The organism is Parapedobacter sp. 2B3 (assembly GCF_041925275.1).
Lineage (GTDB): Bacteria > Bacteroidota > Bacteroidia > Sphingobacteriales > Sphingobacteriaceae > Parapedobacter > Parapedobacter pyrenivorans_A.
Genome location: NZ_JBHEUZ010000002.1, coordinates 180,385 through 206,510, shown reverse-complemented (window position 1 = coordinate 206,510; position 26,126 = coordinate 180,385). Strand labels below are relative to the sequence as shown.

The window sequence follows — 26,126 nt, the reverse complement described above, 5'->3', positions numbered from 1 at the left end:
CTGGCGGTGTTCGATTCCGAACACTTGTTGTTCATATACGGACAGCAAGGACTCGTAACTCCCCTTTTTTTGTGTACTTTTAGCGCTCATTTTGACAGACGTTACATGAGTATAGCAATGACGACTTCCTTGCGGGATGCAGTATACGAAAAGTACCGGGAGTTCCACGGCAACGAGCCATTACTCGTACGATCCCCGGGGCGGGTGAACCTCATCGGCGAGCATACCGACTATAACCAGGGGCTCGTGCTCCCCGCGGCCATCGACAAGCACATCATCGTGGCCATTGGCCAGCGTGACGACCATCGTATCCAGCTATACGCACTGGACCAACAGGAGTCATATAGCCTGGCCCTCGATGCATTGGGGCGGTCGCCCCTGCTGTGGCCGGATTATATCGTAGGAGTGGTGCAGCAATTGCAACAGCAGGGACGCCAGCTGGCGGGCTTCAACCTCGTTTTCGGGGGCGACATCCCACAAGGGGCCGGGCTCTCATCGTCGGCAGCATTGGAATGTGCCACCGCATTCGCACTGAATGAGCTTTTTGAACTTGGCATACCCCGCTTGGATATCGCCCTCACGGCACAGGCTGCCGAGAATGAGTTCGTGGGCGTAAAGTGCGGCTTGATGGACCAGTTTGCCAGTGTATTCGGGCAGGACCAACGGCTCATCAAACTGGATTGTGCCGATTTCTCCCACGAATATATCCCGTTCAACAATCCCGACCTGCGCATCGTGCTGTTCGACACCCAAGTGAAACATTCACTGGCCTCATCGGCCTACAACGAGCGCCGCGAACAATGCGAGCAGGGTGTGGCGTGGATTCAGCAACGCCATCCACACGTGAAAAGCCTGCGCGACGCAACCCTAGAACAACTGGATGAACACGTGAAACCAATGGATGCCACGGTGTACAAACGCTGCCACTATGTGGTTTCGGAAATAAAGCGCCTGCAGGATGGATGCGAGGACTTGAAAAACGACGACTTCGCCGCATTCGGCAAACGCATGTTTGAGACGCACGATGGGCTCCAGCACCTGTATGAGGTAAGTTGCGACGAGCTGGATATCCTGGTGGATTTGGTGCGCGATAACGATGCCGTACTAGGTGCCCGTATGATGGGTGGCGGATTTGGTGGCTGTACCATCAACTTGGTGAAAGTAGACGAGGTGCAAGACGTGGTAGACACCGTCATTGCCGCCTACAACGAAAAAACCGGCCGTAACGCGCAGGCCTATATTGCCAATATATCCGCCGGCACACATGTGGTACTGGATTAACTCAATAGACCTTACGATGACACCCTACAAACTACCCAAGAAGGACCAATTCGAACACCAGATCGATGGAAAGCCCACACACCTGATTACCTTGGAAAACAACCGCGGGATGGCGGTAGCCCTCTCAGACTACGGCGCCCGTGTGGTAAGCCTTATCGTACCCGACAAGACGGGCAACCCCACCGATGTGGTGCTGGGGTTTGATAGCATACAGGGGTACCTTGCCGCCGATGAAATATTCCATGGTGTTACGGTGGGGCGATTTGCAAACCGCCTGGCGAACGGCCGCTTTACGATTGACGGAGAAACCTTCCACGTGCAACCGAACAACGGCCCGAATGCCCTGCACGGCGGGGCGGGCGGTTTCCACAGCCGCGTATGGGACCGGCGCGTGGTGCAGGGGGAAAAAGCGGACTTCTACTATGTGGCTGCCGATGGCGAGGAGGGGTTTCCGGGACAGCTCTCGGTGATGGTGAAGTATCGCCTTACCGACGATAATGAATTGGTTATCACCTACCGCGCCGAAACCGATAAGCCTACCGTGATTAACCTTACCAACCATGCTTTCTTCAACCTCAACGGTGAGGGCAATGGCGATGTGCTGGACCATGTATTATCCATAGCGGCCGACAAATACCTGCCCTGCGACGAGCACCAGATCCCAACGGGCGAGCTGGCCGATGTGGCGGGAACACCTTTTGATTTTACTACGGCCAAGCCGATCGGTAGGGATATCAACCAAGCCGACGAGCAACTGCACACGGGCCATGGCTACGATCATAACTATGTGGTACGCCCGGCGGCGGCAACCACGGGAGCGTCCATCGCTACGGTGATAGCGCCGCTTACCGGTATCCGCATGGATGTGCATACCACCGAGCCGGGAATACAACTGTATTCCGGCAATTTCTTAACGGGCAGCGATGTGGGGAAACAGGGTAAGCCGTATGGCAAACATGGCGCTTTCTGCCTTGAAACCCAGCATTTCCCCGATGCTCCCAACCATCCGGAATTTCCAAGCACCTTATTACTGCCGGGTCAGGTGTTCCAGTCGGAAACGACGTATCGGTTTTCCGTGGCGAAGTAGGCGGCTTACGCAGTACCACCAGCGCCCTCATGGCCCGCAAGCAGCACGTTGAGTGCATCGTGTACACGGTCAAAACCAAAGCGTTGTACCATGTCCTCAAATGCCTGCCGGATTTCTGCGGTGCATAGGTTGCCGATGCTGCCCTCGTGGGTGTGGTTTACCGATTTTTGCGGACTGAACGTACCTGCTTCAATGGCCAGGCCGATGTTGCGGTAGGCCTCGCGGAAAGGCACGCCTTTGAGTACCTCCTCGTTGACCACCTCCACGCTGAACAGGTAGTCATATTTGGGGTCATCGAGGATGTTTTGCTTGATCTCGATATGTTCGAGCATGAACGTGGTGATCTCCAGGCATTCATTCAACGAGCGGAATGCGGGGAACAGGTTCTCTTTGAGCAACTGCAGGTCGCGGTGGTAGCCCGAAGGCAGGTTGGTCGTCATCAGCGCAATCTCATTGGGGAGCGCCTGTATCTTGTTGCACCGCCCCCGTACCAACTCAAACACATCCGGGTTTTTCTTGTGCGGCATGATGCTCGATCCGGTAGTGAGGTGGTCGGGAAAGGAGATGAAGCCGAAATTCTGGTTGATGTACAGGCACACATCCATGGCAAACTTGGCCAGTGTGGCAGCAATGGCGCTCATGCCCTGTGCCAGGATGCGCTCCGTTTTGCCACGCCCCATCTGCGCGTATACCACGTTATAGTTGAGGTCGTCAAACCCAAGGAGGTCGGTCGTCATACGGCGGTTGAGGGGAAACGAGGAACCATAGCCCGCGGCAGACCCCAATGGATTTTTGTTGCACACCGTCCACGCGGCATGCAATAGCGCCAGGTCATCTACCAAGCTTTCGGCGTAAGCACCGAACCACAGGCCGAACGATGAAGGCATGGCAATCTGCAAATGGGTATAACCCGGCAATAACACGGATTTGTGGGCTTCGCTCAGCGCAGTCAGCCTATCGAATAAAGCCTGCGTCTGTTTTACGAGGTTTTCGATCTCGGCACGGAAGAACAGCTTGAGGTCTACCAGCACCTGGTCGTTGCGCGAGCGGCCGCTGTGGATTTTCTTGCCTGCGTCGCCCACGCGTTGGGTAAGCAGCAGCTCCACCTGCGAATGCACATCCTCTACGCCATCGCTGATGGTGAATGTACCGGCAGCTACCTCCCGGTAAAGCTCGCGGAGGCCAGCCTGAACCGCAGCGAGGTCTGCATCATGCAGCAGGCCGATGCTATTGAGCATGCGCGTGTGAGCCAGCGACCCCAAAATATCGGCCGCCGCCAGCTGCAAGTCGAGCACCCGGTCGTTGCCCACGGTAAAGCTATCTACAAAGGAGTTTACGTCCGTATTCTTCTGCCAAATCTTCATCGTTAGCTAAAATCTAAATCCAACGGCAAACTTAGTAAAATGCACCGTATTCGTGCGTATGATGGGCGTAATTTCGTAATACACCCGGAGGGTTACCGCAGAAATACGGCAAGGTAAACCTCGGTGGTTTTGATTCACCCCTTCAGCAGAATCACATAGTGAGTGTTTACTCACTTATTTTTGAGAAAATCCTTTGCAGGTATCGTTTATATTGTTACGTTTGTAACCAACAAAGGGGAAAATGGTTTGATTCAAACGCCTTTATCCTTGTTTGGCAAGGTGAGTGAATCATTAATTACTCGATATTGTAAACATAAATTAGTGGTAGACAACTAGGTCTCAAAACTAGAGAAACACGCTAACCGATTATAAACCTATTTTTTTTGATGTTTAATTTTAAGCAAAAAAGGCGGCGCTAAGATGAGGGACTTAGCGTCGTTCTTTTGCTTGACCTTCCCCAAAAACGGTTAGTCTTTACGTGTGGCCAATCGGCGCCGTACCTTGCTAAGGAATTCAGGGGTCATGCCCAGGTAGGATGCGATGTAGTGCTGCGGTACCCGCATGGCTATGTTGGGGTACTGCCGGATAAACTCGACATACCGCTCTTCGGCCGTTTTGGCGATGGTGCGGATAAGGCGGCGCTCCAATGCCGACAGGTGTCGCTGGATCATCAGCCTGAACACACGCTCGAATTGGGGTACACGGACCAATAATTCTTCCTTGCTGGCAGGGTTGAGTGTAAGCAGTTCGCTATCTTCGATCGCTTCGATATAGAGCAACGACGGCGTGCGGTCATGGAAACTGCCGATGTCGCTCACCCACCAGTCCTCCACCGAAAACTGCAGGATGACTTCACTCCCATTTTCGTCGATATAGAAGGTGCGCAGGCAGCCGCTTACGATGTATGCTTCGAAATTGCATACCTCACCCTCGCGCAACAGCAATTGCTTCTTTTTGATCGACTTGGGTTTGAGCAGGCCATTGAATACCGCCATGTCTTCGGGCGAGAAGAGGCCGCAGCGATTGACGTAGTCATTGATGGTGGCAAACATCGCTTTAAAACCCTACGCTTTTCAACCGGAGCCCAGCTGTTTCATCCAGCCCGGCCATCAGGTTCATATTCTGCACCGCCTGGCCGCTGGCACCTTTGAGCAGGTTATCAACGATACTGGTGATAAGCAGTTTGCCGCCATGCTTTTCGATCTGCAAGATGCATTTGTTTGTGTTGACCACCTGTTTGAGATCGATGTTGGTATCGCTTACATGCGTAAAAGGATGTTCGGCATAGAATGTCCGATAGTGAGCCTGGGCTTCTGCTTCGTCCAGATCGCTATCTAGGTAAATGGCCGACAGGATACCACGGGGGAAATTGCCGCGTTGGGGAATGATGTTGATGCGCTGCATGGCACGCTGTAGAAGGGGCTCCTCCCCTTCGGGAAGAAAACCGGGCTGCAGTTGCGTCAACGATTCGCCGATCTCCTGGAGATGCTGGTGTGAAAACGCTTTATACAGGGAAAGGTTGCCGCTGCGCCAGCTGAAATGCGACGTGGCCGACGGCCGCTGCCCGGCGCCCGTTGAGCCCGTGGTAGCGTTGATGTGGATCTGTTGGGGAAGCAACCCTTGGGCCGCCAAGGGCAGCAAGGCCAACTGGATGCCGGTGGCGAAACAGCCCGGATTGGCGATGTACCGCGCGGACCGGATGGCATCGCGCTGCAACTCAGGCAAGCCGTATACAAACGATTGCCCCTGATAGCCCCTGTGGGCACTCAGCCGATAGTCCTGCGACAGGTCGATGATCTTTACGTGCGGGGCGAGGGTGTTTGCTTCCAAGAACTTGCGCGCATCGCCGTGGCCCACACAGAGGAACAGCACATCGATATCACTGTGGTAGGTATCGGAAAACCGCAGGTCGGTATCGCCCAGCAGGTCGGTGTGCACGTCTGACACCCCGTTGCCCGCATTGCTGGCACTATGGGCATAGACGATGTTTACATGGGGGTGGTAGATGAGTATCCGCAACAACTCGCCCCCGGTGTACCCCGCCGAACCGACAATGCCTACGTTGATTTTAGTCATGTTCTACCCTACTTTCCATTTACTTTGTGCCAGATGGACACTTGGTTACCGAATATCTTGGAGAATCCTTTTACGTCATCGCCACTCCAGGTATTGTTCATCTCGCCGTAGCTACCAAACGCATTGGACATCAAGTCATGCGACGACTCGATGCCAATAACCGAGAATCGGTAAGGGTGCAGCTCCACGAATACGTCGCCCGACACGGTTTGCTGGGCACGCTGCAGGAACGCCTCGATATCGCGCATCACTGGGTCGTGCATCTGTCCCTCGTGCATCCAGTTACCGTAAAACGCGGCCAGTTGGTCCTTCCAGCTCAGCTGCCATTTCGTGAGCGTATGTTTCTCGAGCGTATGGTGTGCTTTGATGATGATGAGCGGCGCTGCTGCCTCAAAACCAACCCGTCCTTTGATGCCGATAATGGTATCGCCCACGTGGATGTCTCGCCCGATGCCGTAGGGCTGGGCAATGGCTTGCAGCGCTTGGATCACTTTCACCGGACCGATCCGGTTGCCATCCAGTGCTACCGGTTCGCCGTTTTCGAAGGTGAGGGTAATGCGGCGTGGCGCTGTTACGGAGACCGGCGTCGGCCATGCCTCCTCCGGCAGGGTTTCGTGGGAAGTCAGCGTTTCCTTTCCGCCAACCGACGTGCCCCATATGCCTTTGTTGATGGAATACTTCGCCTTTTCGGCATTGAACTCCACCCCGTGTTTATGGAGGTATTCAATTTCGGCCTCACGGCTCAGTTTGAGGTCGCGGATGGGCGTGATCACCTCCACGTGGGGGATGAGGGTATTGAAAATCATATCGAACCGTACCTGGTCATTGCCGGCTCCCGTACTGCCGTGGGCCACGTATTCGGCCCCGATCTCTTTGGCGTAGTTGGCGATGGCCGTGGCCTGGCTTACCCGCTCGGCACTGACCGACAGCGGGTAAGTAGCGTTTTTAAGCACGTTGCCAAAGATGAGGTACTTGATACTGCTATCGTAATAGTGCTGCGTTTCATCCACTACGGCGTGCGATTTGACCCCAAGCGCATAGGCGCGCTGCTCGATTTGCGCGAGCTCTTCCGCAGAAAACCCTCCGGTGTTGACGATGACGGAGTGGACCTCCAGTCCGCGATCCCTGGATAGGTAAATACAGCAAAAAGAGGTGTCTAACCCGCCACTGAACGCTAATACGACTTTCTTCATTATCTATTTGGTTTCAATTATTTACTTATGCCGTCCTCGGGTGCCGGGCGATAAATGCCGTTACCATTTTTTTGGTGGACTTCCAGAGTTTGGCTTCGATCCTTTTCAAGAGCGATGACTTCTTCGTAATCTGTTTAAGCCGCTCTTTGGCCTTGGCTTTCATTTCAATGCGCTCCCGAAGTTCCTTTTCTTTCTCCACCGGATCCCAAAGCATGGCCGTACACATGCAGTTTTTACGCTGCTTCATGGTCAGGATGTCATAGTTGACGCAACTCTGGCAACCTTTCCAAAACTCTTCATCCTGCGTCAGCTCCGCGTAGGTGACGGGCTCGTAACCCAAATCGGAGTTGATCTTCATGACGGCCAGCCCCGTGGTAAGCCCAAATATCTTTGCTTTGGGATATTTTTCCCGCGAGAGGTCGAAGATACGTTTTTTTATGGCCTTGGCCAACCCTACCTTGCGAAATTCGGGATTGACGACCAGGCCGGAGTTGGCTACGAAATCGCCATGGCTCCATGTTTCGATGTAGCAGAATCCGGCCCATGCTTTGTCTGCCTTGCGCAAGGCGATGACCGCCTTACCCTCGCGCATCTTATTGGCTACATACGCCGGGCTGCGCCGGGCGATGCCTGTACCGCGGGCTTTGGCAGATTCTGCCATTTCGTCACAGATCTGCTCGGCATAGCCTACATATGCCTCCGTAGCTGGGATGATAGTAAAGTCTGAAAGTTCCATTGGAATAACGACCCCGAAAATTGAAAACGAACAACCTACGTTGTGTCTTGCTGATTAAATAATTTTAAAAATAACACGGATTAATCTGTACGGGTGGACTCCTTACCGCACACTTATCGGAGAGGTATGCCCCTTATTAAGCCCGGGGCAATATGGGTCGTCGAAACCGGAGTACCGGTCTTTCGGCTGCTGACATTTCACAAAAAAAGCATTCCGTGCGATGCTGGAAGCGGGGCACGGCAAATAGCGCTATGGTATTTTTTGTGTTCATCCTATTCGTATACAGCATGGTGCTGCAATTAAGGTGCCAAATATAGCAAAAATATCTTTTAACCGGTTGGTGTTTTTGATGTTTTTTATTTGCGCGCCTACCGCCCCGGCCTACACCTTGCTCGAAATACATGGCTGGAATAAACGATCCCTTATCAACTGGCAACTAACAGAAAGACAAACCGCAGAAAAGCAAAACAAATTTCCGACCTTTGCCACATGACAGGTACCAGCTGGTTTTTCATTTTGATTTTCGCGATACCCCTCATCGTGTTTCTCGTATGGCTGATGAAGCAAGATCGCCGAAAGGGGATTTGGGGTATCGTCATTGTGGTGCTGCTCGTAATCGGTGCGGTAGCAGCCTCCATCAGGGCAAGCAAAAATGCCGTCCAGAATTTCGAGGAACGGAAAAAAGAAGCACAGGAAAAAAGCACGCCGGCACACACACCCTAACTTACCCATTAAACCTTTTGCCCAAATCGGCATCAAAAGGACGAATGATAACGGCGGGGCAAGCGATTCATGGATGCCAAAGAATACGATAAAAAGATCAATATTTTGGCTAAGTTTGCCCGGCACACTAAAAATAGCATACTTTATGGCGTTTTGGAAATTGCGCAACGCACTCATCATCATCCTCTTCCCTATATTCTCTTTCGCACAGACAAAGGATAATCCACCGGCAAACTGGTTCAACCTCGATTACGAGCGCGACGGCGTGATGGGCATCAGTACGGAAAAGGCGTATGAACAGCTGCTGGGAGGCAAGAAGAGCACGACGGTGGTGGTTGCCGTCATCGACGGCGGCGTGGATGTGAACCACGAAGACCTGAAGGAGGTAATGTGGGTGAATGTGAAAGACAGTGCCGCCACGGGCGTGGATGAAGACGGCAACGGCTATATAAATGACAAGCATGGCTGGAATTTCATCGGCAATGCCAGCGGCGAGAATGTGCATTATGACAACATGGAGGTAACACGGCTCGTAAGGGCGCTCGAACCGACCTACGTGTCCGTGCTGCCAAGCACCCCCATGGATGGCGAGGAGCGCAGGGAATTTTCGGAGTACCAAAAGATGGTGACCTATTATGCCAACAAGATGCAGGAAGCCCGTTTCGGCCAGGTGAGCTATACCGGCCTAAAGCGCGTGGTAGATACGATGGTGGCCCGCATAGGCAAGGAAAAACCTACCTTGGCCGATTTCAATGATTACAAGGCCGACGGCGACCTTGAGAAAATGGCCTTGAAAATCGTCAAAAAAGAGCTGAAAGATGAGCCCGACTTCCATGTATTTTACGAAGATCTGGAAGACGGCGTAACGCATTACAACAATCAGGTGGATTACCACCTCAACAAGGAATTTGACTCGCGGCACATCGTGGGCGACGACTACGAAAACAGCCGCGAACGTTACTATGGCAATGCCGATGTAACGGGGCCCGATGCGGACCACGGCACGCATGTGGCAGGCATCATCGGGGCGGTGCGCACCAACGATATTGGCATTAGGGGCGTGGCAGACAATGTACGCATCATGGCGTTGCGTACCGTGCCCGATGGGGATGAGCGCGATAAAGACGTGGCCAACTCCATCCGCTACGCCGTGGAAAACGGCGCCAAAGTGATCAACATGAGTTTCGGCAAACCTTTTGCAAAAGACAAACAGGTGGTTGACGATGCCGTTCGGTTTGCCATCGAGCACGATGTGCTCCTGATCCATGCCGCAGGAAACGACGGCCAGGATAACGATGCCAACCCGAATTTCCCCAACCGCAACTTCGTTGACAGCCTGGGCATCAATAAAGGGGAAGCAAGCGCGTGGATAGAGGTAGGGGCCTCTCAATGGAACAACGACGGCGACCTGGTCGCTTCTTTTTCCAACTACGGCCGTCGATCAGTCGATGTGTTTGCCCCGGGTGTAAAAATCCATTCCACCATGCCGGGCTCCGCCTACAAAGACCTGCAAGGCACGAGCATGGCGGCTCCCGTTGTGGCCGGCTTAGCGGCACTGATACGCTCTTATTATCCGCAACTGCCTGCCGTGGAAGTGAAGCGTGTAATCATGCAGTCGGTTACGCGGGTAGACCAACGCGTGAAAGTAACGGGGCCAGACGGACGCAATATGCGGGTATCCATGAATGATATCTGCGTGACTGGCGGTATCGTAAATGCGTACCGGGCATTGCAGTTGGCCGAACAGGCTGCCAATGGGGCACAGAAAAAATAAGCATCGCCCATATCCTGGTATACTAATTCTTGGGCACCGACGTTATATACCATATATTGATATGCTTATGACAGAAACGTATACACGAACCATCTCTTCCCGTAAGGCCACCAAGAAGTCAGGCGAAGATGCCATTGAACTGGATGCGGAGGACCAGCTGTTTTATGACCTGCTTAAAAGCGAGCTGGATGTATTGCTTCGCAACCCCCCTTCGGGGAGCATCCATAAAATCACTACATATTCCCGGGCCCAGCGTACGCCATTGACGTAACAAGGAGATTATGCTAAAAAAAGAACGCTACCAGGCTTTTGTGGCGTATTTCTCGGCGCACAATCCAGGCGCCGAAACCGAACTGAACTACGGGAATCCCTACGAACTGCTTGTGGCGGTGATCTTGTCTGCACAATGCACGGATAAGCGGATCAACCAGGTAACCCCGGCATTGTTCGAACGTTTCCCCGACGCGGAAACGCTCGCGGCCAGCAATTCCGACGAGGTGTTTACCTACATACGCAGTGTAAGCTACCCCAACAACAAAGCAAAACACTTGGTGGGCATGGCCCAGAAGCTGGTCAGCGATTTCGGCAGCGTGGTGCCGCAAACAGTGGAAGAACTGCAGCAGCTTCCGGGTGTGGGCCGTAAAACGGCCAATGTGATTGCCTCGGTGGTGTACAACGCCCCGGCAATTGCTGTGGATACCCACGTGTTTCGGGTGGCCAACCGGATCGGCCTGACCGACAAGGCAAAAACGCCGCTGGCGGTAGAAAAACAATTGGTGAAACATCTGCCCAAGGATACCCTCGCCATCGCCCACCATTGGTTAATCCTGCATGGACGGTACATCTGCGTGGCCCGGAAACCCAAATGCGGGGAATGTCCGATTACTTGGATGTGCCGGTACTATGAAAAAGAGGTCCAACCTACGTTAGAAATGAGCACCTCACGACAACCATCGGAAAAAACGAAAAAAATTAGTAAACAAAAATAAAATTAATTACCTTTGATCGAATAATTACTAATAAAATGAGTAGCCAAGAGAAATTGAAAGCCTTGCAGCTAACGTTAGATAAGCTGGAAAAATCCTACGGCAAGGGTGCCGTGATGAAATTAGGCGATTCGGCAGTGGAGCCCATTGATTCGATTTCAACCGGATCGATCGGATTGGACATTGCCTTGGGAATCGGCGGGGTACCCAAAGGCCGGGTTATCGAGATATACGGCCCGGAGTCATCCGGTAAAACCACCCTTGCCACGCATATCATCGCTGAAGCGCAGAAAAAAGGGGGCATTGCAGCGATCATTGACGCGGAGCATGCCTTTGATAAATACTATGCGCGGAAGCTTGGTGTAGACATCGACAATTTATTGATTGCACAGCCCGATAACGGGGAACAAGCCTTGGAAATTGCCGACAACCTGATCCGCTCCGGGGCCATTGATGTGATTGTGATCGACTCGGTGGCGGCATTGGTACCCAAAGGGGAGATTGAAGGGGAGATGGGAGACTCCAAGATGGGACTGCAGGCCCGGCTCATGTCGCAAGCATTGCGGAAACTTACCGGTACCATCTCCAAAACCAATTGCTGCTGTATCTTCATCAACCAGCTGCGTGAAAAAATCGGCGTGATGTTCGGCAACCCCGAAACGACGACGGGCGGTAATGCCCTTAAGTTTTACGCTTCCGTCCGGCTCGACATCCGCCGCATGGCACAAATCAAGGATGCAGACGAAGTGGCAGGCAACCGGGTGAAAGTGAAAATCGTCAAGAATAAGGTCGCACCTCCTTTCCGTATAGCAGAATTTGACATCATGTTCGGTGAAGGGATTTCCAAGGCGGGCGAAATCATCGATTTAGGCGTCGATTTCAACATCATCAAGAAATCCGGTTCCTGGTTTAGTTATGGCGATACCAAGCTCGGCCAAGGGCGTGATGCGGTGAAAGCGCTGCTGCTAGACAATCCTGATTTGATGGATGAATTGGAAGCGAAAATAAAGGCGGAGGTAACCGCCGAGAAGTTGGAAGACCATTAATGGCGAGGCCCGTTTGGGCACAGCATTTATTTAACAAAAATTTAACATTTGGCCCCTGCTTTCGGCATGGAAATTGAATATATCATTACGTAAAATTGTCTTTTCATAATTTAGGTTTATAATTGGTTAGTTAGAAGGCCCTGATTCTCCCCGTTTCAGGGCCTTTCTTTTGACACCATTATCACCCATCTTCTTTCATTACGCTTCGCCCGCGCACCGAATATGCTTATACGCAAGGAAAAACCCGTAGCGCCGAACAATTTTCACCCCCTAATCAATCGATTCCTACCCCGCTTGTCTTCAACCGCTAGGTAATTTTACCCCCTAAATTAATATAGCCTACATACATAATCCACTAATCGTGAAAAGTATTCGATTTTCCATTGCCTTGCTACCGATCTTTTTTGCCTTGGTTTCCATAGCCCAACAAAAGCAGCGCCTTACCGAAAACTGGGAATTTGTACAACAAGATCTGGGCGGGATATGGGAGGCCGTACGACCGTACAAGCCGGGCAGTCCCGAAGCCTTGCCTAGCTGGCAGACCGTTACCCTGCCCCACTGCTACAACGCCACGGATGCGGTAGCGCCGGACGTAAACTACTACCAGGGGCCGGCATGGTACCGGACTTCGCTGGATATCAACAATCCGTATACCAACGGGCGTGTGCTGCTGCATTTCGAGGGTGCCGGCCAAAAGACCATGGTCTATATCCATACGGAAAAAGTGGCCGAACACGTAGGGGGCTATGACGAATGGACGGTAGACATCACCGAAGCCGTGGACGCCTTTAAAGCCACGGAGGCTTATGCTACGCAATTTCAAGGGAGGGTACCCCTCTCCATCCGATGCGACAACTCGCGCGATCTTGAACTGATCCCTTCCGACCTGTCCGATTTCAATCTCTATGGCGGTATATACCGTTACCTGAACCTCTTGTACGTTCCCAGGCTGTCGGTCGACAAACTATTTGCTACCGCTACCGTCGATGCGAAGGGACACGAAGGGCACATCCAATTGAGCGCCCTCTTCCACAACCCCGGCAAGGTGAAGGAAGCGGACGTGGCCATCGAGCTGCTCGGTCCCGACGGAAGGCGCGTTGCATCGCAACAGCATCGGGTGGTACCGGGTAGCGGCCCAACGGTCATAGATGGCATCGCCGTGAAACACCCTGCCCGGTGGTCGCCGGCCAACCCGTCGCTCTACACCGTCCGTTTAACGGTGGCTGTGGGTACCGATACCGCCACCCATACGGAGCGGATTGGTTTCCGCCATTTCGAGTTTGCCGAGAAAGGGCCGTTTTATCTCAACGGCGAGCGCCTACTGCTCCGTGGCACCCACCGCCATGAGGACCATGCCGGTGTAGGCGCCGCCATGACCGAAGAGATGATCTGGCAGGAGATGCGCATGATGAAAGACATGGGTGTCAATTTCATCCGGCTGGGTCACTACCAGCAGTCGCGCATCGTGCTGGAAGCCTGCGACAGCCTGGGCATCCTGGTGTGGGAAGAAATACCGTGGTGCCGTGGTGGATTGGGTGGCGACGTGTACAAGGAACAGGCACGCCGGATGCTGACCAACATGATTGAGCAGCACTACAACCACCCGGCCGTCATCATCTGGGGGCTGGGCAACGAGAACGACTGGCCCGGCGACTTTGCCGAGTTTGACCAACAGAAAATCCGTGCGTTCATGAAAGAGCTGCACGACCTCTCCCACCAACTCGACCCCACCCGCAAAACGGCCATCCGCAGGTGCGATTTCTGCAAAGACATCGTGGACGTATACTCACCCTCCATCTGGGCGGGTTGGTACCGCGGCATCTACACCGACTATAGGACCGCCTCCCATACCGAATTTGAAAAGGTGGACCATTTCCTCCATGTTGAATGGGGCGGCGACAGCCATGCCCGACGCCATTCGGAAAATCCCGACAATGGACTAACGGCCGTGATGCACAGCACGACCGCCGACGAGCGCGCAGGCGATGCCTCGCTATTCGGGGGGCCAGCTCGCGTTTCAAAAGACGGCGATTGGAGCGAAAGCTACATCTGCAACCTCATCGACTGGCACCTCAAGGAGCAGGAGACCATGCCCTGGCTTACCGGCACCGCCTATTGGCCCTTCAAGGACTTTTCTACCCCCATCCGGCCGGAGAACCCCGTGCCCTATGTAAACCAGAAAGGGGTGGTGGAGCGCAACTTCAACAAAAAGGAATCGTACTACATCTTCCAATCCTACTGGGCCGATAAGCCCATGGCCCATATCTACGGCCACAGCTGGCCGGTGCGCTGGGGCAGGGCCGGAGAAGAGAAAATGGTAAAGGTATACTCCAACTGCACCGAGGCCGAGCTGTTTGTGAACGGTGTGAGCCAAGGAGTACGGCAGCGCAACAGCCAGGATTTCCCCGCTGCCGGGCTGCGGTGGATGGTGGTGCTGCGGGATGGCCAGAATACGTTGGAAGTGGTGGCCCGGAAAGACGGCGCCACCGTACGTGACAGCATTACACAGGTTTACCAAACAGCCGTATGGGGCAAGCCCGCAGCGATGCAACTATCGGTGCTGGAAGCAGCTGCCGACACGGTGACCATTCAGGCAACACTACTCGACAAAAGCGGTGTGCTGTGCCTTGACGCGGCCGATTACATCCGGTTTGCCGCCATCGGCGACGGCTATTTGCTAGCCGACCTCGGCACTTCCGACGGCTCCCGGACGGTGCAGGCTTACAATGGCCGCGCCGTCATCCGGTTGAAACGTACCGGGCGCCATATCGCCGTAGCAGCGGCGGCAGACAGCTTGGAAACCGCTTTGTTGCAACTCCCCAACCTGGCTGCACAAGCAGATTCCTTCGAAACGGCGGTTACCAAACCCTCACACAATAAAACCATGGAGGATGCCCGAGCACATCCAACCGGCAAGCCGGGAATAGCCCCGCCGAACATTTTTTACCCCACATTAAAACAATAATTACCCCCTTTCGGGGCGGCGACACGGATAACTTTGCTTTCCATAACTTTTTTATAAACTCATATAAACCTATACAAATGAGTATACGTTCTACAAAAAGACGAAGCTATGGCTTCGTGATTGCAATGCTGATCGGGTGGGTTGGCCTTGCCCAGGCACAGGCGCCCATTACCGTTACCGGTAACGTCGCTTTCCAAGACGGCACGCCGGCCCCGGGCGTCAACGTGGCTGTGAAAGGTACGGCAACGTCCACCGCCTCGGATGCGGATGGCAACTATCGCATCGGCGCAGCGGGCGACGGCATCCTCGTATTTACCCTGTTGGGTAGCACGCCACAGGAAATTGACATCAATAACCGCACCGTCATCGACGTCATCCTCGAAGACGATGTGTCTGCACTGGATGAAGTGGTGGTAGTGGGCTACGGCACGCAAAAGAAAGTGAATCTCAGCGGCGCGGTAGCGCAGGTAAGCGGCGATGCGCTGGTTAATAGACCCGTGGCCAACGTGACCGGGGCACTGCAGGGGGTGCTGCCGGGTGTCACCGTGGTCCGCGGCAGCGGCAAGCCGGGAGCGGAAGGTTACGGGGTCCGTATCCGGGGGTTCTCATCTTCCAATGCAACCAGCGCACTGGTGTTGGTAGACGGGATACAAATGGATATGAACCTGTTGAATCCCGATGATATCGAGTCGATTTCAGTGCTCAAAGACGCGTCGGCTTCCGCCATTTACGGCGCCCGGGCGGCTGGCGGCGTGGTATTGATTACCACCAAGAAAGGGGCTGCCGGAAAAACACGCATCAATTTCAATAGCTACTATGGCCTGAACCTGACGGCCCGCCAGCCCGAGCGCCTCAACTCGTGGGACGAACAGACGCTAATCGACGAATCCCGATTCAATGCCACCGGAAATCGCGAATACAGCGAAGAACAGATGGAATGGGTGAGCAACCCCAACTTTTCCGTACGCCCCAACCCCACACAGGACCGGTGGGAATACTTTGGTAACAATAACTGGCTCAAAGAAGGGATGGACAAGGTAAATGCCATGCAAAACCACACGCTGTCCGTAGGCGGCGGTACGGACCAGATGAATTACCTCGTATCCGGAGGCTATTACAAACGCGATGGGGTGTTGCGCTACGGACCAGACGATAACGCCCGCTACAACTTGAAGGCCAACATCAACGCTGAGCTGAATAAATACGTGAGCGTGGAGGTGGTTGCCGGGTACATCGGCTCCATTGTGAACGAAAATGCTTACGGCACCGAGCAGATCATCAACCGGCTATACCGGAGCAGGGCCCGCCAAAGCCTTTTAGTGCCCGAAGAAGATGTTACGGGCCAACCTTACAACGGCGACCTACAGGTGAATGCCGTGGATATAGAGAAAAACGCCGGATTGGAACAACGCTACTACGAGTCATTCACCGGCAGGCTCAACCTGAAGGTACAGAACCTCGTGAAAGGATTGACATTTGACCTCTCCGCATGGCGCAACCAGGATTACTACTCCATGGAAAACGATAGCCGTACGCTGCTGTGGTATGGCCGAAGCACGAACACGGTGCGTTTCCGCATCAACGATCCGAATACGAAAGACATGGTGAAAAACCGGGGGTACCACAACAACCTCCAAGGGGTATTCACCTATAACCTTTCCCTGGCCGACGCCCACAATTTCACGTTGCTAGGGGGCGCTTCTTTCGAAGAATACCGCAAGGACGAGTTTTCTGCCGGTGCGCAGTCCATGATCACCAACGACTTCTTCAGCCTCAATTTTGCAGACCCATTGACCAAAACCAACGGCGATAACGTGGAGACATGGGCAATGGGATCATTCTTCGGACGCCTCAACTACAACTTCCGCGAAAAGTACCTTTTCGAAGCCTCGTTCCGCCAGGATGGCAGTTCGCGGCTAGCACCCGAAAACAGGTGGCAATTGTTCCCCTCGTTTTCAGCCGCTTGGCGTATCGACCAAGAAAATTTCATGCAGCACCAATCCCTGTTCTCCGCACTCAAGTTACGCGGTTCATGGGGGCAATTGGGCAATGGGGCCGTGTTGGGCCTATATGACTACATTGCATTGCTCACCAGCGGGCTTACCCAATCGGGCAGCTTGGTCTTTAACGATATCCGTACCCAATATTTTTACCAAAACCGCTTGGCATCGCCACAGAAAACATGGGAAACCGTACAGCAATCCAATATCGGTATCGACGCGGGCTTATTGCAGGACCGCCTCACGCTTACCGCCGATTATTATGTGAAACGGAACAAGGACATGCTGGCACAGCTCAATTTGCCCAATATCATCGGCATCAGTGTGCCATCCATGAATATTGGCGAACTGAAAAGCTGGGGCTGGGAGTTCGACATCCGGTGGCGCGATCGCATCAGTGATTTCGACTATCGGGTCGGTTTCAATATTTCAGACAATCAGAATGAACTGGTAAAATACGACGGGCGTAACTCCATCGGCAACGGCGGTGTGGTCGAACTGCTCGAAGGCTATCCACTCAATACCGTATGGGGATACCGTACCGACGGATTTTTCCAGACCCATGAGGAGTATGAGGCTTACAAGCAGCAGGTAACCACGCCTTTCTTTCCCGGCAATGCCGGTGCAGGCGACATCAAATACCTCGACCTCGACGGGAATGGCAGCATCAATGCCGGCGATGGCACGCCTGAAAACCCCGGCGATCTCGTGTATTTGGGTACTACCAATGCCCGTTATACGTACGGGGTTGACGTGGGCTTCAACTGGAAAAACTTCGATTTCTCCGTGTTTTTCCAAGGTACCGCCAATCGGCGCTTCCTGATCAGCGAAGGCACGTTGTCTCCCATGCTGGGTACGGCTGATATGCCCTGGACCATCCACATGGACCGCTGGACACCAGAGAACCCGGATGCCTATTTCCCCCGGATGTACCAAACGAGCGCCCACAACTACCGCCCGTCCGACCGTTGGGCTCAAAACGGCTCCTACATCCGCCTTAAAAATCTCCAGTTGGGTTATACAGTACCCGTCCGGTGGAACCAAATCCAACGGCTACGCGTTTATTTCTCTGGCCAGGACCTATGGGAAAAGACAGACGTGATGAGCGTGTTCGATCCGGAAGTGGGCAACAACGTAAGCGCTACCGCCTACCCCTTTTACCGTTCATTTTCCTTTGGTCTAAATCTTACCCTTTAATTCGTACAGACATGAACTATCCCAATAAAACCAACCGCTTCATCCGCCTTTCACTGGTGTGCATGCTGGGGCTTGCAGCGAGCTGTAGCTTGGACCGCTTTCCGGAAACCCAATTCAGCGACGTGGATTTCTGGAACACGGAGACCGACCTCATGAACGCCACCAACCGCCATTACCAGCTGCTGGCCGGATTCCAACTGGATGCCCGGGGCGACGATAACGTAAACCAAACGGCCAACAGCGTAAGCAACGGCACCCGGTCTATCCCCAATACGAGTGGCGATTGGAACGATCCGTACCGCGACATATTCACGGCCAACAACATTTTGGAGAAGGGCGTAAAAGCACAGGTTACGGACGAGATCAAGAACCGCTATTTCGGGGAAGCCCGTTTCTTCCGGGCCAGCGCCTATTTCAGCTTGGTACAGAAATACGGCGATGTACCGTTGTTATTGAAAACACTGGATACCGATGCCCCCGAACTGACGATGCCGCGCACCCCGAAAGCGGAAGTGGTGCAGGCAATCTATGACGACCTCGATTTTGCCGCGCAATGGCTGCCCACCCGCCAGCAGCTGCCAGCAAACCAGTATGGGCGGCTTACCAAGAGCAGTGCCCTGGCACTGAAAGCACGAGTGGCACTGTATGTAGGTACGCGCGCCAAATACCACAACGACGGTGAATGGCAGCCACACCTCGCTGCGGCCGTACAGGCAGCGGAGGCCGTGATGGCACAAGGGCACACGCTGTACCCCACCTACAACGGCCTTTTCCAACACGAGGCCGAAGGCCCTTCCAATCCGGAGAGTATCTTCGTAAAGACCTACGGGGTAAGCGCATCCAACCTGATTGTGGGCCACAACCACTCGCGCGATATGGAAAACGGACGGAATGCGCCCACACGCAACTTGGTACGCCAGTACCTCTATACGGATGGCCTGCCCGCTTTTGACGGCTTGAACCAACCATCGGCAACACGCTCCACCTTTTTCGTGGACGAAGGCGACGAGGATGGCTATAACGCTGTCTTCGAAAACAGGGATCCCCGCTTGGCCATGACCCTCTTCCAAGCCGGTGAAGAAGCCTATAAAGGCCCCTGGGTACCTACAACGACCCTGGGCTCACGCTCGGCGTACGCCGCCAAGAAAGGATTCAATACCGAAGACTGGCAAACAAATGGTGCCGGTACCGTTGATAAAATCCTTATCCGTTACGCGGAAGTATTGTTGATCTACGCGGAAGCGAAATACGAGTTAAATGGTACTATCAGCGATGCCGACCTCGACCTGACCATCAATGCCCTGCGGCAGCGGGCGGGATTCGACGCCCGCTTAACCAATGCGTTTGCTACGGCCAACGACCTCGATATGCGCGGGGAGATCCGAAGGGAGCGCACGGTCGAATTGGCATTGGAAGGATTCCGTTACGACGACCTCATCCGGTGGAAGACGGCGGAAGTGCTACTGCCCGGCCAATTGCTCGGCGCCAAATTTGACGAGGAAGACTGGGTGGGTGCCGATCCTTCCACACTGAATATCAATAATGAGGGCGTATTGGTGGTGGAAGATACCAACGTCCGGTCTTTTGATACGGACCGCGACTACCGCTACCCAATACCGTTCAATGAAATTACACTAAGCGACCAAAACGTTGTGCAGAATCCGAATTGGCAATAACCATAAAATAAACAACAAGACAATGAACACACGAAACATATGGATTACCGTGCTGCTGTTATGCAGCGGTCTGTTCTTTGCTTGCGAGGATAAGAGTTACCCCGCAGGATTACCGGAATACGAGCATCACTATTACATTGTATACGTGCCCAATAACAACGGTACCGTAACGGTGAATAGAAGCCAAGCCGAATTGGTCAAACTCCCTGTACAGTTCTATTCTGAATTTACCCGCGGTTATGACGCCGTGGCGCATTATGCCGTGGTCACACCCGATGTACCCAATCCGGCAGTGCTGGGAGTCGATTTCCAGGTGGTAGACAGTGACGGGAATACCCTACAGCCCAACAACGAGGGGAAGTACACCCTCACCTTTCCGCAAGCACGGAAAGCCACAGATGCCGTATATGTGAAACTGCTCAACAACCCCGAGCCGGGGACGCGCGTGGTGCAGATCAACTTCGAAGATAACATCACCCCCGATTACCGGGTGGATATATTTTCCACGGCCTTCAGGCGCACGTTGACCATTGAATAGACATCGGTTCATGAAGAAAATATTCATCTTCGGGTTCGTTTTCCTTACCCACATCGGCCACGCGCAAGAAATCGATGTGGATAAGGTAGTCCGTACCAGTGAAGCGCAGGTACGCCTGCTGCTGGAAGAAGCCCGACGGCAGGCCGACCCGAAGCGGGTTTCGCCGCGTACATTAGACGGTGATGGGCACTTGGTGCTGGTGCCGCCAAGCGACTGGACAAGTGGGTTTTTCGCCGGTGTGCTGTGGCAGCTCTACGGATTTACGGGCGACAGGAACTGGCAAGATGAAGCGCGGAAAGCCACCGCGACGCTGGCTGGCGAAAAGTACAACGGCCGTACACACGACATGGGGTTCAAAATCTATTGCAGCTTTGGCCAGGGCTATCGGTTGACCGATGACACCGCCTATCGGAATGTTATTGTCAAAGCGGCGCAGACGCTAGCCACGCGGTTCAACCCCGTGGTTGGCTGTATCCGCTCGTGGGACCACAACAGCCATCGCTGGGATTTCCCGGTCATCATCGACAACATGCTCAACCTGGAACTGCTGTTTGCCGCTACGCGGCTTACGGGCGATTCATCGTTTTACGATATCGCCGTATCACACGCCAACACCACGCTTATCAACCATTTCAGGCCCGATGGCGGCAGCTACCATGTAGTCGACTACGACCCCGAAACCGGCCAGGTGGAACACCGAAATACCCACCAAGGCTACAGCGACAGTTCTACATGGGCACGCGGGCAAGCGTGGGCGCTCTACGGTTATACCCTATGTTACCGTGAAACAAACGATGAGCGATATCGCCAAAAAGCGGTGGATATAGCGCGGTGGTTGATGGACCACCCCCACATGCCGGCTGATGGTATTCCTTATTGGGATTTTGACGCGCCAAACATCTCCGCTGAGCCACGCGACGCCTCAGCGGCGGCCGTGATCGCTTCCGCATTGTACGAGCTTAGCACGCTGGTTGCCGAGGGCGACGCATTCCGCGGCTTTGCGGACCATATCATCCATAGCCTCGCTACCGCGTACACTGCCCCGGCCGGAACTCACCATGGATTTATCTTGCTGCACAGCACCGGTTCGAGGCCCGCCGACTCTGAAGTTGATGTACCGCTCATCTACGCTGATTATTATTTTCTGGAAGCATTGGGAAGGAAAGCAGGCGCAGCATTGCATTTATCCGACTAATTTTCGATATTGCGATAACACAAGGATTACCTGTCAAGCGAACGATCATGCATCCATTAGGCATACGTTTCCGAATGCTAGCTACAGCCCTGCTGCTGCTCAGCGTCGCTGCGCTTGGCCAGCCCATGGACCATTCGGTCAAATTTACCCGGATCGGGCTGCATGAAGGGCTTTCGCAGAGCAGCGTCTTTTCCATCTGCCAAGACTACCTCGGCTTCATGTGGATAGGCACACGCGATGGCCTGAACCGTTATGACGCACGGAAATTCACCACGTATCGCAATACCCCGTCGGACAGTACCTCCCTCTCCGACAACTACATCCTGTCGTTGCTGGAGGATAGTAAAAAGCGGCTCTGGGTGGGTACAAGCGGTGGTATCAATTTATACGACCGATATACCGATCGGTTTGTACGTTTTCCATTGGTAAACAACCAATCGGGCAATGTGCTTTCCGAGCCCAACGTGTCGGCCATTACCGAAGACCATAGCGGACGGATATGGTTCGGTACCACACAAGGCCTGTATTGCGTCGACGACCGTGCCAACCCCGGGCATTTGGCGTTGGTATTCGATGCCGCGATGTATAGCGACCAAGGCGTACCACTGGGGTGCAATAATGTGCAGTCGTTCTATGAAGACACATCCGGAAATATATGGCTAAGCACCGTCAATGGCGTGCTCGTTTTCGATCCCTACCAGCCGGGCGTTCCGCTACGGCTTACCACCCATTTCCGGCAACGGCCCGGCGAGCTGAATAGCGACGACGTTCGGGTGGTACGCGAGATATCCGATGGTGTTTTTTGGTTCGGTACCAAAGATGGCGGCATCAATGCATACAATACCCATGCGGATACCTTTGAGTACCTCACCTACCGATCCGACGCCAACGGGCGGTCTTTGGCCAACAACGATGTCCGTTCGATCATCGAGGACCGTTTCGGCGGTTTTTGGATAGGTACCATCAATGGCCTCAACTATTATACGCCGGAAAACGGCTTCCAAACATTCACGGCCAACGACTACGACCGGTTCTCGCTGAGCAATAACTCCATCCGGCCTATTTTTCAGGATAAGCGCGGATCGGTATGGATCGGCACCTATTACGGAGGTGTTTGTGTCTATGACCGGCACATTCCCACTTTCCAGAACTACGCGCATAGCCCGTACATCAGCAGCCTCAGTTACAATGTGGTGAGCAGTGTATTGGAAGATACGGACGGAAACCTATGGGTAGGCACCGAAGGCGGCGGCTTGAACTATATGGCACCGTCGGGGCGCGTGTACCGCCATTTCAAGCACAATCCGGATGACCGTGGCTCCTTAAGCCACAATCACGTCAAATCGCTTCACCTAGACAAAGACGGGAACCTGTGGGTGGGCACCTACGCCGGGGGATTGAACCTCCTCCGGAGAGGCACCCGGACGTTCCAGCACATCAGGCACGATCCGTCGGTTTCCCACTCCATCTCAAACAATAACGTATATGCCATAAAAGGAGATACCGGAGGCAACCTATGGTTCGGTACGTACGGCGGAGGGCTCAATGTAAAGAAGGCCGGCGACGCCATGCAATTTGAAAGCTACCGTGCCGGCAAAACCGGGCGCTACCACCTTAGCTCAGACCTTGTGCGCACCGTTTTCATCGATAGCCGCGGCAACCTGTGGGTGGGCACCGAAGACGGGCTTAACCTTAAGCGCCCGGGCTCGGATCGATTCGAAGTTTTTTTCTTTTCGCTCGACGACTCCCAAAGTATCAGCGGCGATATCATCATCAGCATCTTCGAAGACAGCAAGGGGCGCATTTGGTTCGGCACCTTTAAAAATGGTTTGAACCAGTACCACTACGATACGGGAACATTCAGCCACCTAACGGCGGAGGACGGACTGCCCGGCAACAACGTCTTCGGTATCCTGGAAGATGCAGGCCACCTCTGGCTAAGTACCAATAACGGGATTTGCCGGTTCGACCCCGAATCGGGCACCATCAAATCGTATAATACCAAGGATGGCATCGGTGGCAACGAGTTTTCCATCGGGGCTTATTGCCGCACGGCTTCTGGCCAATTGATATTCGGTGGTTCCCACGGACTTACCCTTTTCAATCCGAATGATTTCAGCTCAAGCAGCTACGTCCCACCGGTCCTCTTCACCGATTTCAGGCTATTCAATAAGCCCGTTACGCCTGGACTGGGAAGTGTGCTGCAAAAGCCCGTTTCCATCACCGACACGATCGTGCTTAGCCATTCGCAACGTATCTTCACCGTTGAGTTTTCTGCGATTAATTATGTGCTCCCCGAAAAGAACGAATATGCTTACCGCCTCGACGGCTTGGAAGACCAATGGAACTACGTAAACGTACCGTCGGCCACCTATACGAACCTGCATGCGGGTACGTATACCCTGTTGGCACGCGGCTCCAGCAACGACGGGATATGGAGTGAAATACCCGCCAAGCTAACCATCAAGATCTTGCCGCCGCTATGGAAGACGTGGTGGGCGTACCTCATCTATACGTTGTTGGTAGTGACCGCCCTCTATATCGTCGTCCGGTTTACCAAAATTAGGAGCCGACTCGAACACCAATTGGAACTGGAACACCTTGAAAACGAACGGCAACGGGAAATCAACGAAATCAAACTCAATTTTTTCACCAGCATATCCCACGAGTTCCGCACCCCCCTAACCCTCATCCTGGCACCCGTGCAGCACCTGTTGGCCAACATGAACCTCGACGGCCATGCACGCACCATGATGGTAACGGTAAAAAACAACTCGTTACGGTTGCTTAACCTGGTAAACCAATTGCTTGATTTCAGGAAGCAAGAAAACGGTAGCTTTGAGCTAGCGGTATCGCCCCATGATTTCACCGCTTTCATCGACCGGATTGTCAATGAATTTCAACACTACGCCGAAGAACAACACATCCACCTGGAGTATAGCAAGCCTACTGCAACCATCGAGGCCTGGTTTGATGCCGACCAGTTTGAGAAAGTGATCTACAACCTGCTATCCAATGCCTTTAAGTTTGCGCCAATCGGGGGTAGTGTGCGCGTAAGCGTCGAGAAGATGGAGTCGTCGGTCCGTTACCCCGAAGGGTCGGTGATCGTAACGATCTGGGATAATGGCAAAGGGATACCTGCCGACAAACTCCTGTCTATCTTCGAGTTCTATTACCAGCTCCATCATGGCAGTGAGCAACATCGGGGTAACCTCGGATCAGGCATCGGACTGGCCCTGGCAAAGAACCTAACGGAAATGCATGGCGGTGAAATTAATGTAACCAGCTACGATGGCCAACACCGGCCCACGTACACGTGCTTTACGGTGGAGTTGCCGCTGGGCAACGCGCATTACAGGCACACGGACCTCGTTGGTAACGACGGAAAAGAAACGTCCCACGTCGCCTCGGCTATCCCGGCCAACGAGCCGCTGTACGATGCCACGATTGATCATACCGCTACCGAGGAACGCGCTATCGACCTGCAGCGCCCCGTCGTACTGGTGGTAGAAGACAATGCCGACATCCGCACATTCATCGTTAATCACCTCCGCGATCAATACACCGTGTGGGAGGCCGCCGATGGCGTTGAAGGATGGGTACTGGTACAAACCAAGCTGCCCGACCTCGTGATTACGGACATCATGATGCCAGTGGCTGATGGAATCTCGTTGCTGAAAAACATCAAACAGCATATGGATACCAACCACATCCCCGTGCTGTTGCTTACCGCCCGCACGTCCATGGAGAATGTAATCGAAGGGCTCCAACTCGGGAGCGACGATTACATCACCAAGCCGTTCCACCTCGACGTGCTTTCGCTCAAGATCCGCAATAGTTTAGCGGCTCGGGAGCGCTTCCGGAAGAAATTCATCCGGGATTACGTGCTTACCCCACAGCAAGTTGTAAACGGGCCCGACGCTGAGCAGCAATTTCTGGTGAGTGTGGTAACGTTAATTGAAAATAACCTAGCGGAAACACAGTTCAACGTCAATACGCTGGCCAGCGAACTGGGTATGAGCCGGCCCGTGCTTTACCGCAAGCTGAAGCAGATGACCGATCTCAGCGTGATTGAACTCATCAACGTACTCCGGCTGAAAAAGGCGGCCCATCTCCTTACGCAGGGACAGCTATCCGTAAGCGAAGTGGCGTACCAGGTCGGGTTCAGCGACCCGAAATATTTCGGCAAAACATTCAAAAGTTATTTTGGCAAGTCGCCAACAGCCTACACTGCGCTGGATGAAACCGAGCAGCGGGATGTACTGGCGCAGAAAATCAACTCATTTTAA

General features: G+C 53.6%; 18 protein-coding genes. 13 read left to right on the top strand and 5 right to left on the bottom strand.

Annotation, left to right across the window (positions count from 1 at the left end; translation table 11 throughout):
• The first annotated feature begins 105 nt into the window (after positions 1 to 105).
• Positions 106 to 1,281 (top strand): galactokinase, encoded by a 1,176-nt coding sequence (gene galK, locus ACEVG1_RS03250; RefSeq protein ID WP_374742123.1) that lies wholly within the window; start codon positions 106 to 108, stop codon positions 1,279 to 1,281.
• A gap of 16 nt (positions 1,282 to 1,297) precedes the next feature.
• A complete protein-coding gene (locus ACEVG1_RS03245; protein ID WP_374742122.1) occupies positions 1,298 to 2,368 on the top strand; it encodes an aldose epimerase family protein in 1,071 nt (356 codons plus the stop codon).
• A 5-nt stretch (positions 2,369 to 2,373) separates the two neighbouring features.
• Here ACEVG1_RS03245 and argH read toward each other — a convergent pair whose 3' ends face one another.
• From argH to ACEVG1_RS03220, 5 genes are all read right to left on the bottom strand, one after another.
• Positions 2,374 to 3,732, bottom strand: a complete 1,359-nt coding sequence (gene argH, locus ACEVG1_RS03240; protein WP_374742121.1) for an argininosuccinate lyase — start codon at positions 3,730 to 3,732, stop codon at positions 2,374 to 2,376.
• A 467-nt stretch (positions 3,733 to 4,199) separates the two neighbouring features.
• Entirely contained in the window at positions 4,200 to 4,784 is a 585-nt protein-coding gene (locus ACEVG1_RS03235) for a Crp/Fnr family transcriptional regulator (RefSeq protein ID WP_374742120.1), read from the bottom strand.
• A gap of 4 nt (positions 4,785 to 4,788) precedes the next feature.
• A complete protein-coding gene (gene argC, locus ACEVG1_RS03230; RefSeq protein ID WP_374742119.1) occupies positions 4,789 to 5,808 on the bottom strand; it encodes an N-acetyl-gamma-glutamyl-phosphate reductase in 1,020 nt (339 codons plus the stop codon).
• Positions 5,809 to 5,816: 8 nt separating this feature from the next.
• Positions 5,817 to 7,001 (bottom strand): argininosuccinate synthase, encoded by a 1,185-nt coding sequence (argG, locus tag ACEVG1_RS03225; protein WP_374742118.1) that lies wholly within the window; start codon positions 6,999 to 7,001, stop codon positions 5,817 to 5,819.
• A 25-nt stretch (positions 7,002 to 7,026) separates the two neighbouring features.
• Positions 7,027 to 7,737, bottom strand: coding sequence for a GNAT family N-acetyltransferase (locus ACEVG1_RS03220; protein ID WP_374742117.1), 711 nt, complete (start codon positions 7,735 to 7,737; stop codon positions 7,027 to 7,029).
• 489 nt (positions 7,738 to 8,226) lie between these two features.
• Between ACEVG1_RS03220 and ACEVG1_RS03215 the strand changes: the two genes are divergently transcribed.
• The 11 genes from ACEVG1_RS03215 (at position 8,227) to ACEVG1_RS03165 (ending at position 26,126) form a co-directional block, all read left to right on the top strand.
• A complete protein-coding gene (locus ACEVG1_RS03215) occupies positions 8,227 to 8,460 on the top strand; it encodes a hypothetical protein (RefSeq protein WP_374742116.1) in 234 nt (77 codons plus the stop codon).
• A 145-nt stretch (positions 8,461 to 8,605) separates the two neighbouring features.
• The gene (locus tag ACEVG1_RS03210; RefSeq protein ID WP_374742115.1) at positions 8,606 to 10,234 is read left to right on the top strand and encodes a S8 family peptidase; all 1,629 of its coding nucleotides are present in this window, start codon (positions 8,606 to 8,608) and stop codon (positions 10,232 to 10,234) included.
• 67 nt (positions 10,235 to 10,301) lie between these two features.
• Positions 10,302 to 10,505 carry a hypothetical protein gene (locus ACEVG1_RS03205; RefSeq protein WP_374742114.1) on the top strand — a complete coding sequence of 68 codons (204 nt, stop codon included), beginning with the start codon at positions 10,302 to 10,304 and terminating at the stop codon, positions 10,503 to 10,505.
• 10 nt (positions 10,506 to 10,515) lie between these two features.
• On the top strand, positions 10,516 to 11,223 hold the full coding sequence (gene nth / locus ACEVG1_RS03200) for an endonuclease III (protein WP_374742113.1): 708 nt from the start codon (positions 10,516 to 10,518) through the stop codon (positions 11,221 to 11,223).
• A 35-nt stretch (positions 11,224 to 11,258) separates the two neighbouring features.
• Positions 11,259 to 12,266, top strand: a complete 1,008-nt coding sequence (recA, locus tag ACEVG1_RS03195) for a recombinase RecA (RefSeq protein ID WP_374742112.1) — start codon at positions 11,259 to 11,261, stop codon at positions 12,264 to 12,266.
• Between the two features lie 370 nt (positions 12,267 to 12,636).
• Complete coding sequence (locus ACEVG1_RS03190; protein ID WP_374742364.1) at positions 12,637 to 15,231, top strand: glycoside hydrolase family 2 TIM barrel-domain containing protein; 2,595 nt, start codon at positions 12,637 to 12,639, stop codon at positions 15,229 to 15,231.
• A gap of 77 nt (positions 15,232 to 15,308) precedes the next feature.
• Complete coding sequence (locus ACEVG1_RS03185) at positions 15,309 to 18,428, top strand: SusC/RagA family TonB-linked outer membrane protein (protein WP_374742111.1); 3,120 nt, start codon at positions 15,309 to 15,311, stop codon at positions 18,426 to 18,428.
• A gap of 11 nt (positions 18,429 to 18,439) precedes the next feature.
• Positions 18,440 to 20,104 carry a RagB/SusD family nutrient uptake outer membrane protein gene (locus tag ACEVG1_RS03180; protein WP_374742110.1) on the top strand — a complete coding sequence of 555 codons (1,665 nt, stop codon included), beginning with the start codon at positions 18,440 to 18,442 and terminating at the stop codon, positions 20,102 to 20,104.
• A 22-nt stretch (positions 20,105 to 20,126) separates the two neighbouring features.
• Entirely contained in the window at positions 20,127 to 20,642 is a 516-nt protein-coding gene (locus tag ACEVG1_RS03175) for a hypothetical protein (RefSeq protein WP_374742109.1), read from the top strand.
• 10 nt (positions 20,643 to 20,652) lie between these two features.
• Entirely contained in the window at positions 20,653 to 21,837 is a 1,185-nt protein-coding gene (locus ACEVG1_RS03170; RefSeq protein ID WP_374742108.1) for a glycoside hydrolase family 88 protein, read from the top strand.
• 74 nt (positions 21,838 to 21,911) lie between these two features.
• Positions 21,912 to 26,126 carry a two-component regulator propeller domain-containing protein gene (locus ACEVG1_RS03165; protein ID WP_374742107.1) on the top strand — a complete coding sequence of 1,405 codons (4,215 nt, stop codon included), beginning with the start codon at positions 21,912 to 21,914 and terminating at the stop codon, positions 26,124 to 26,126.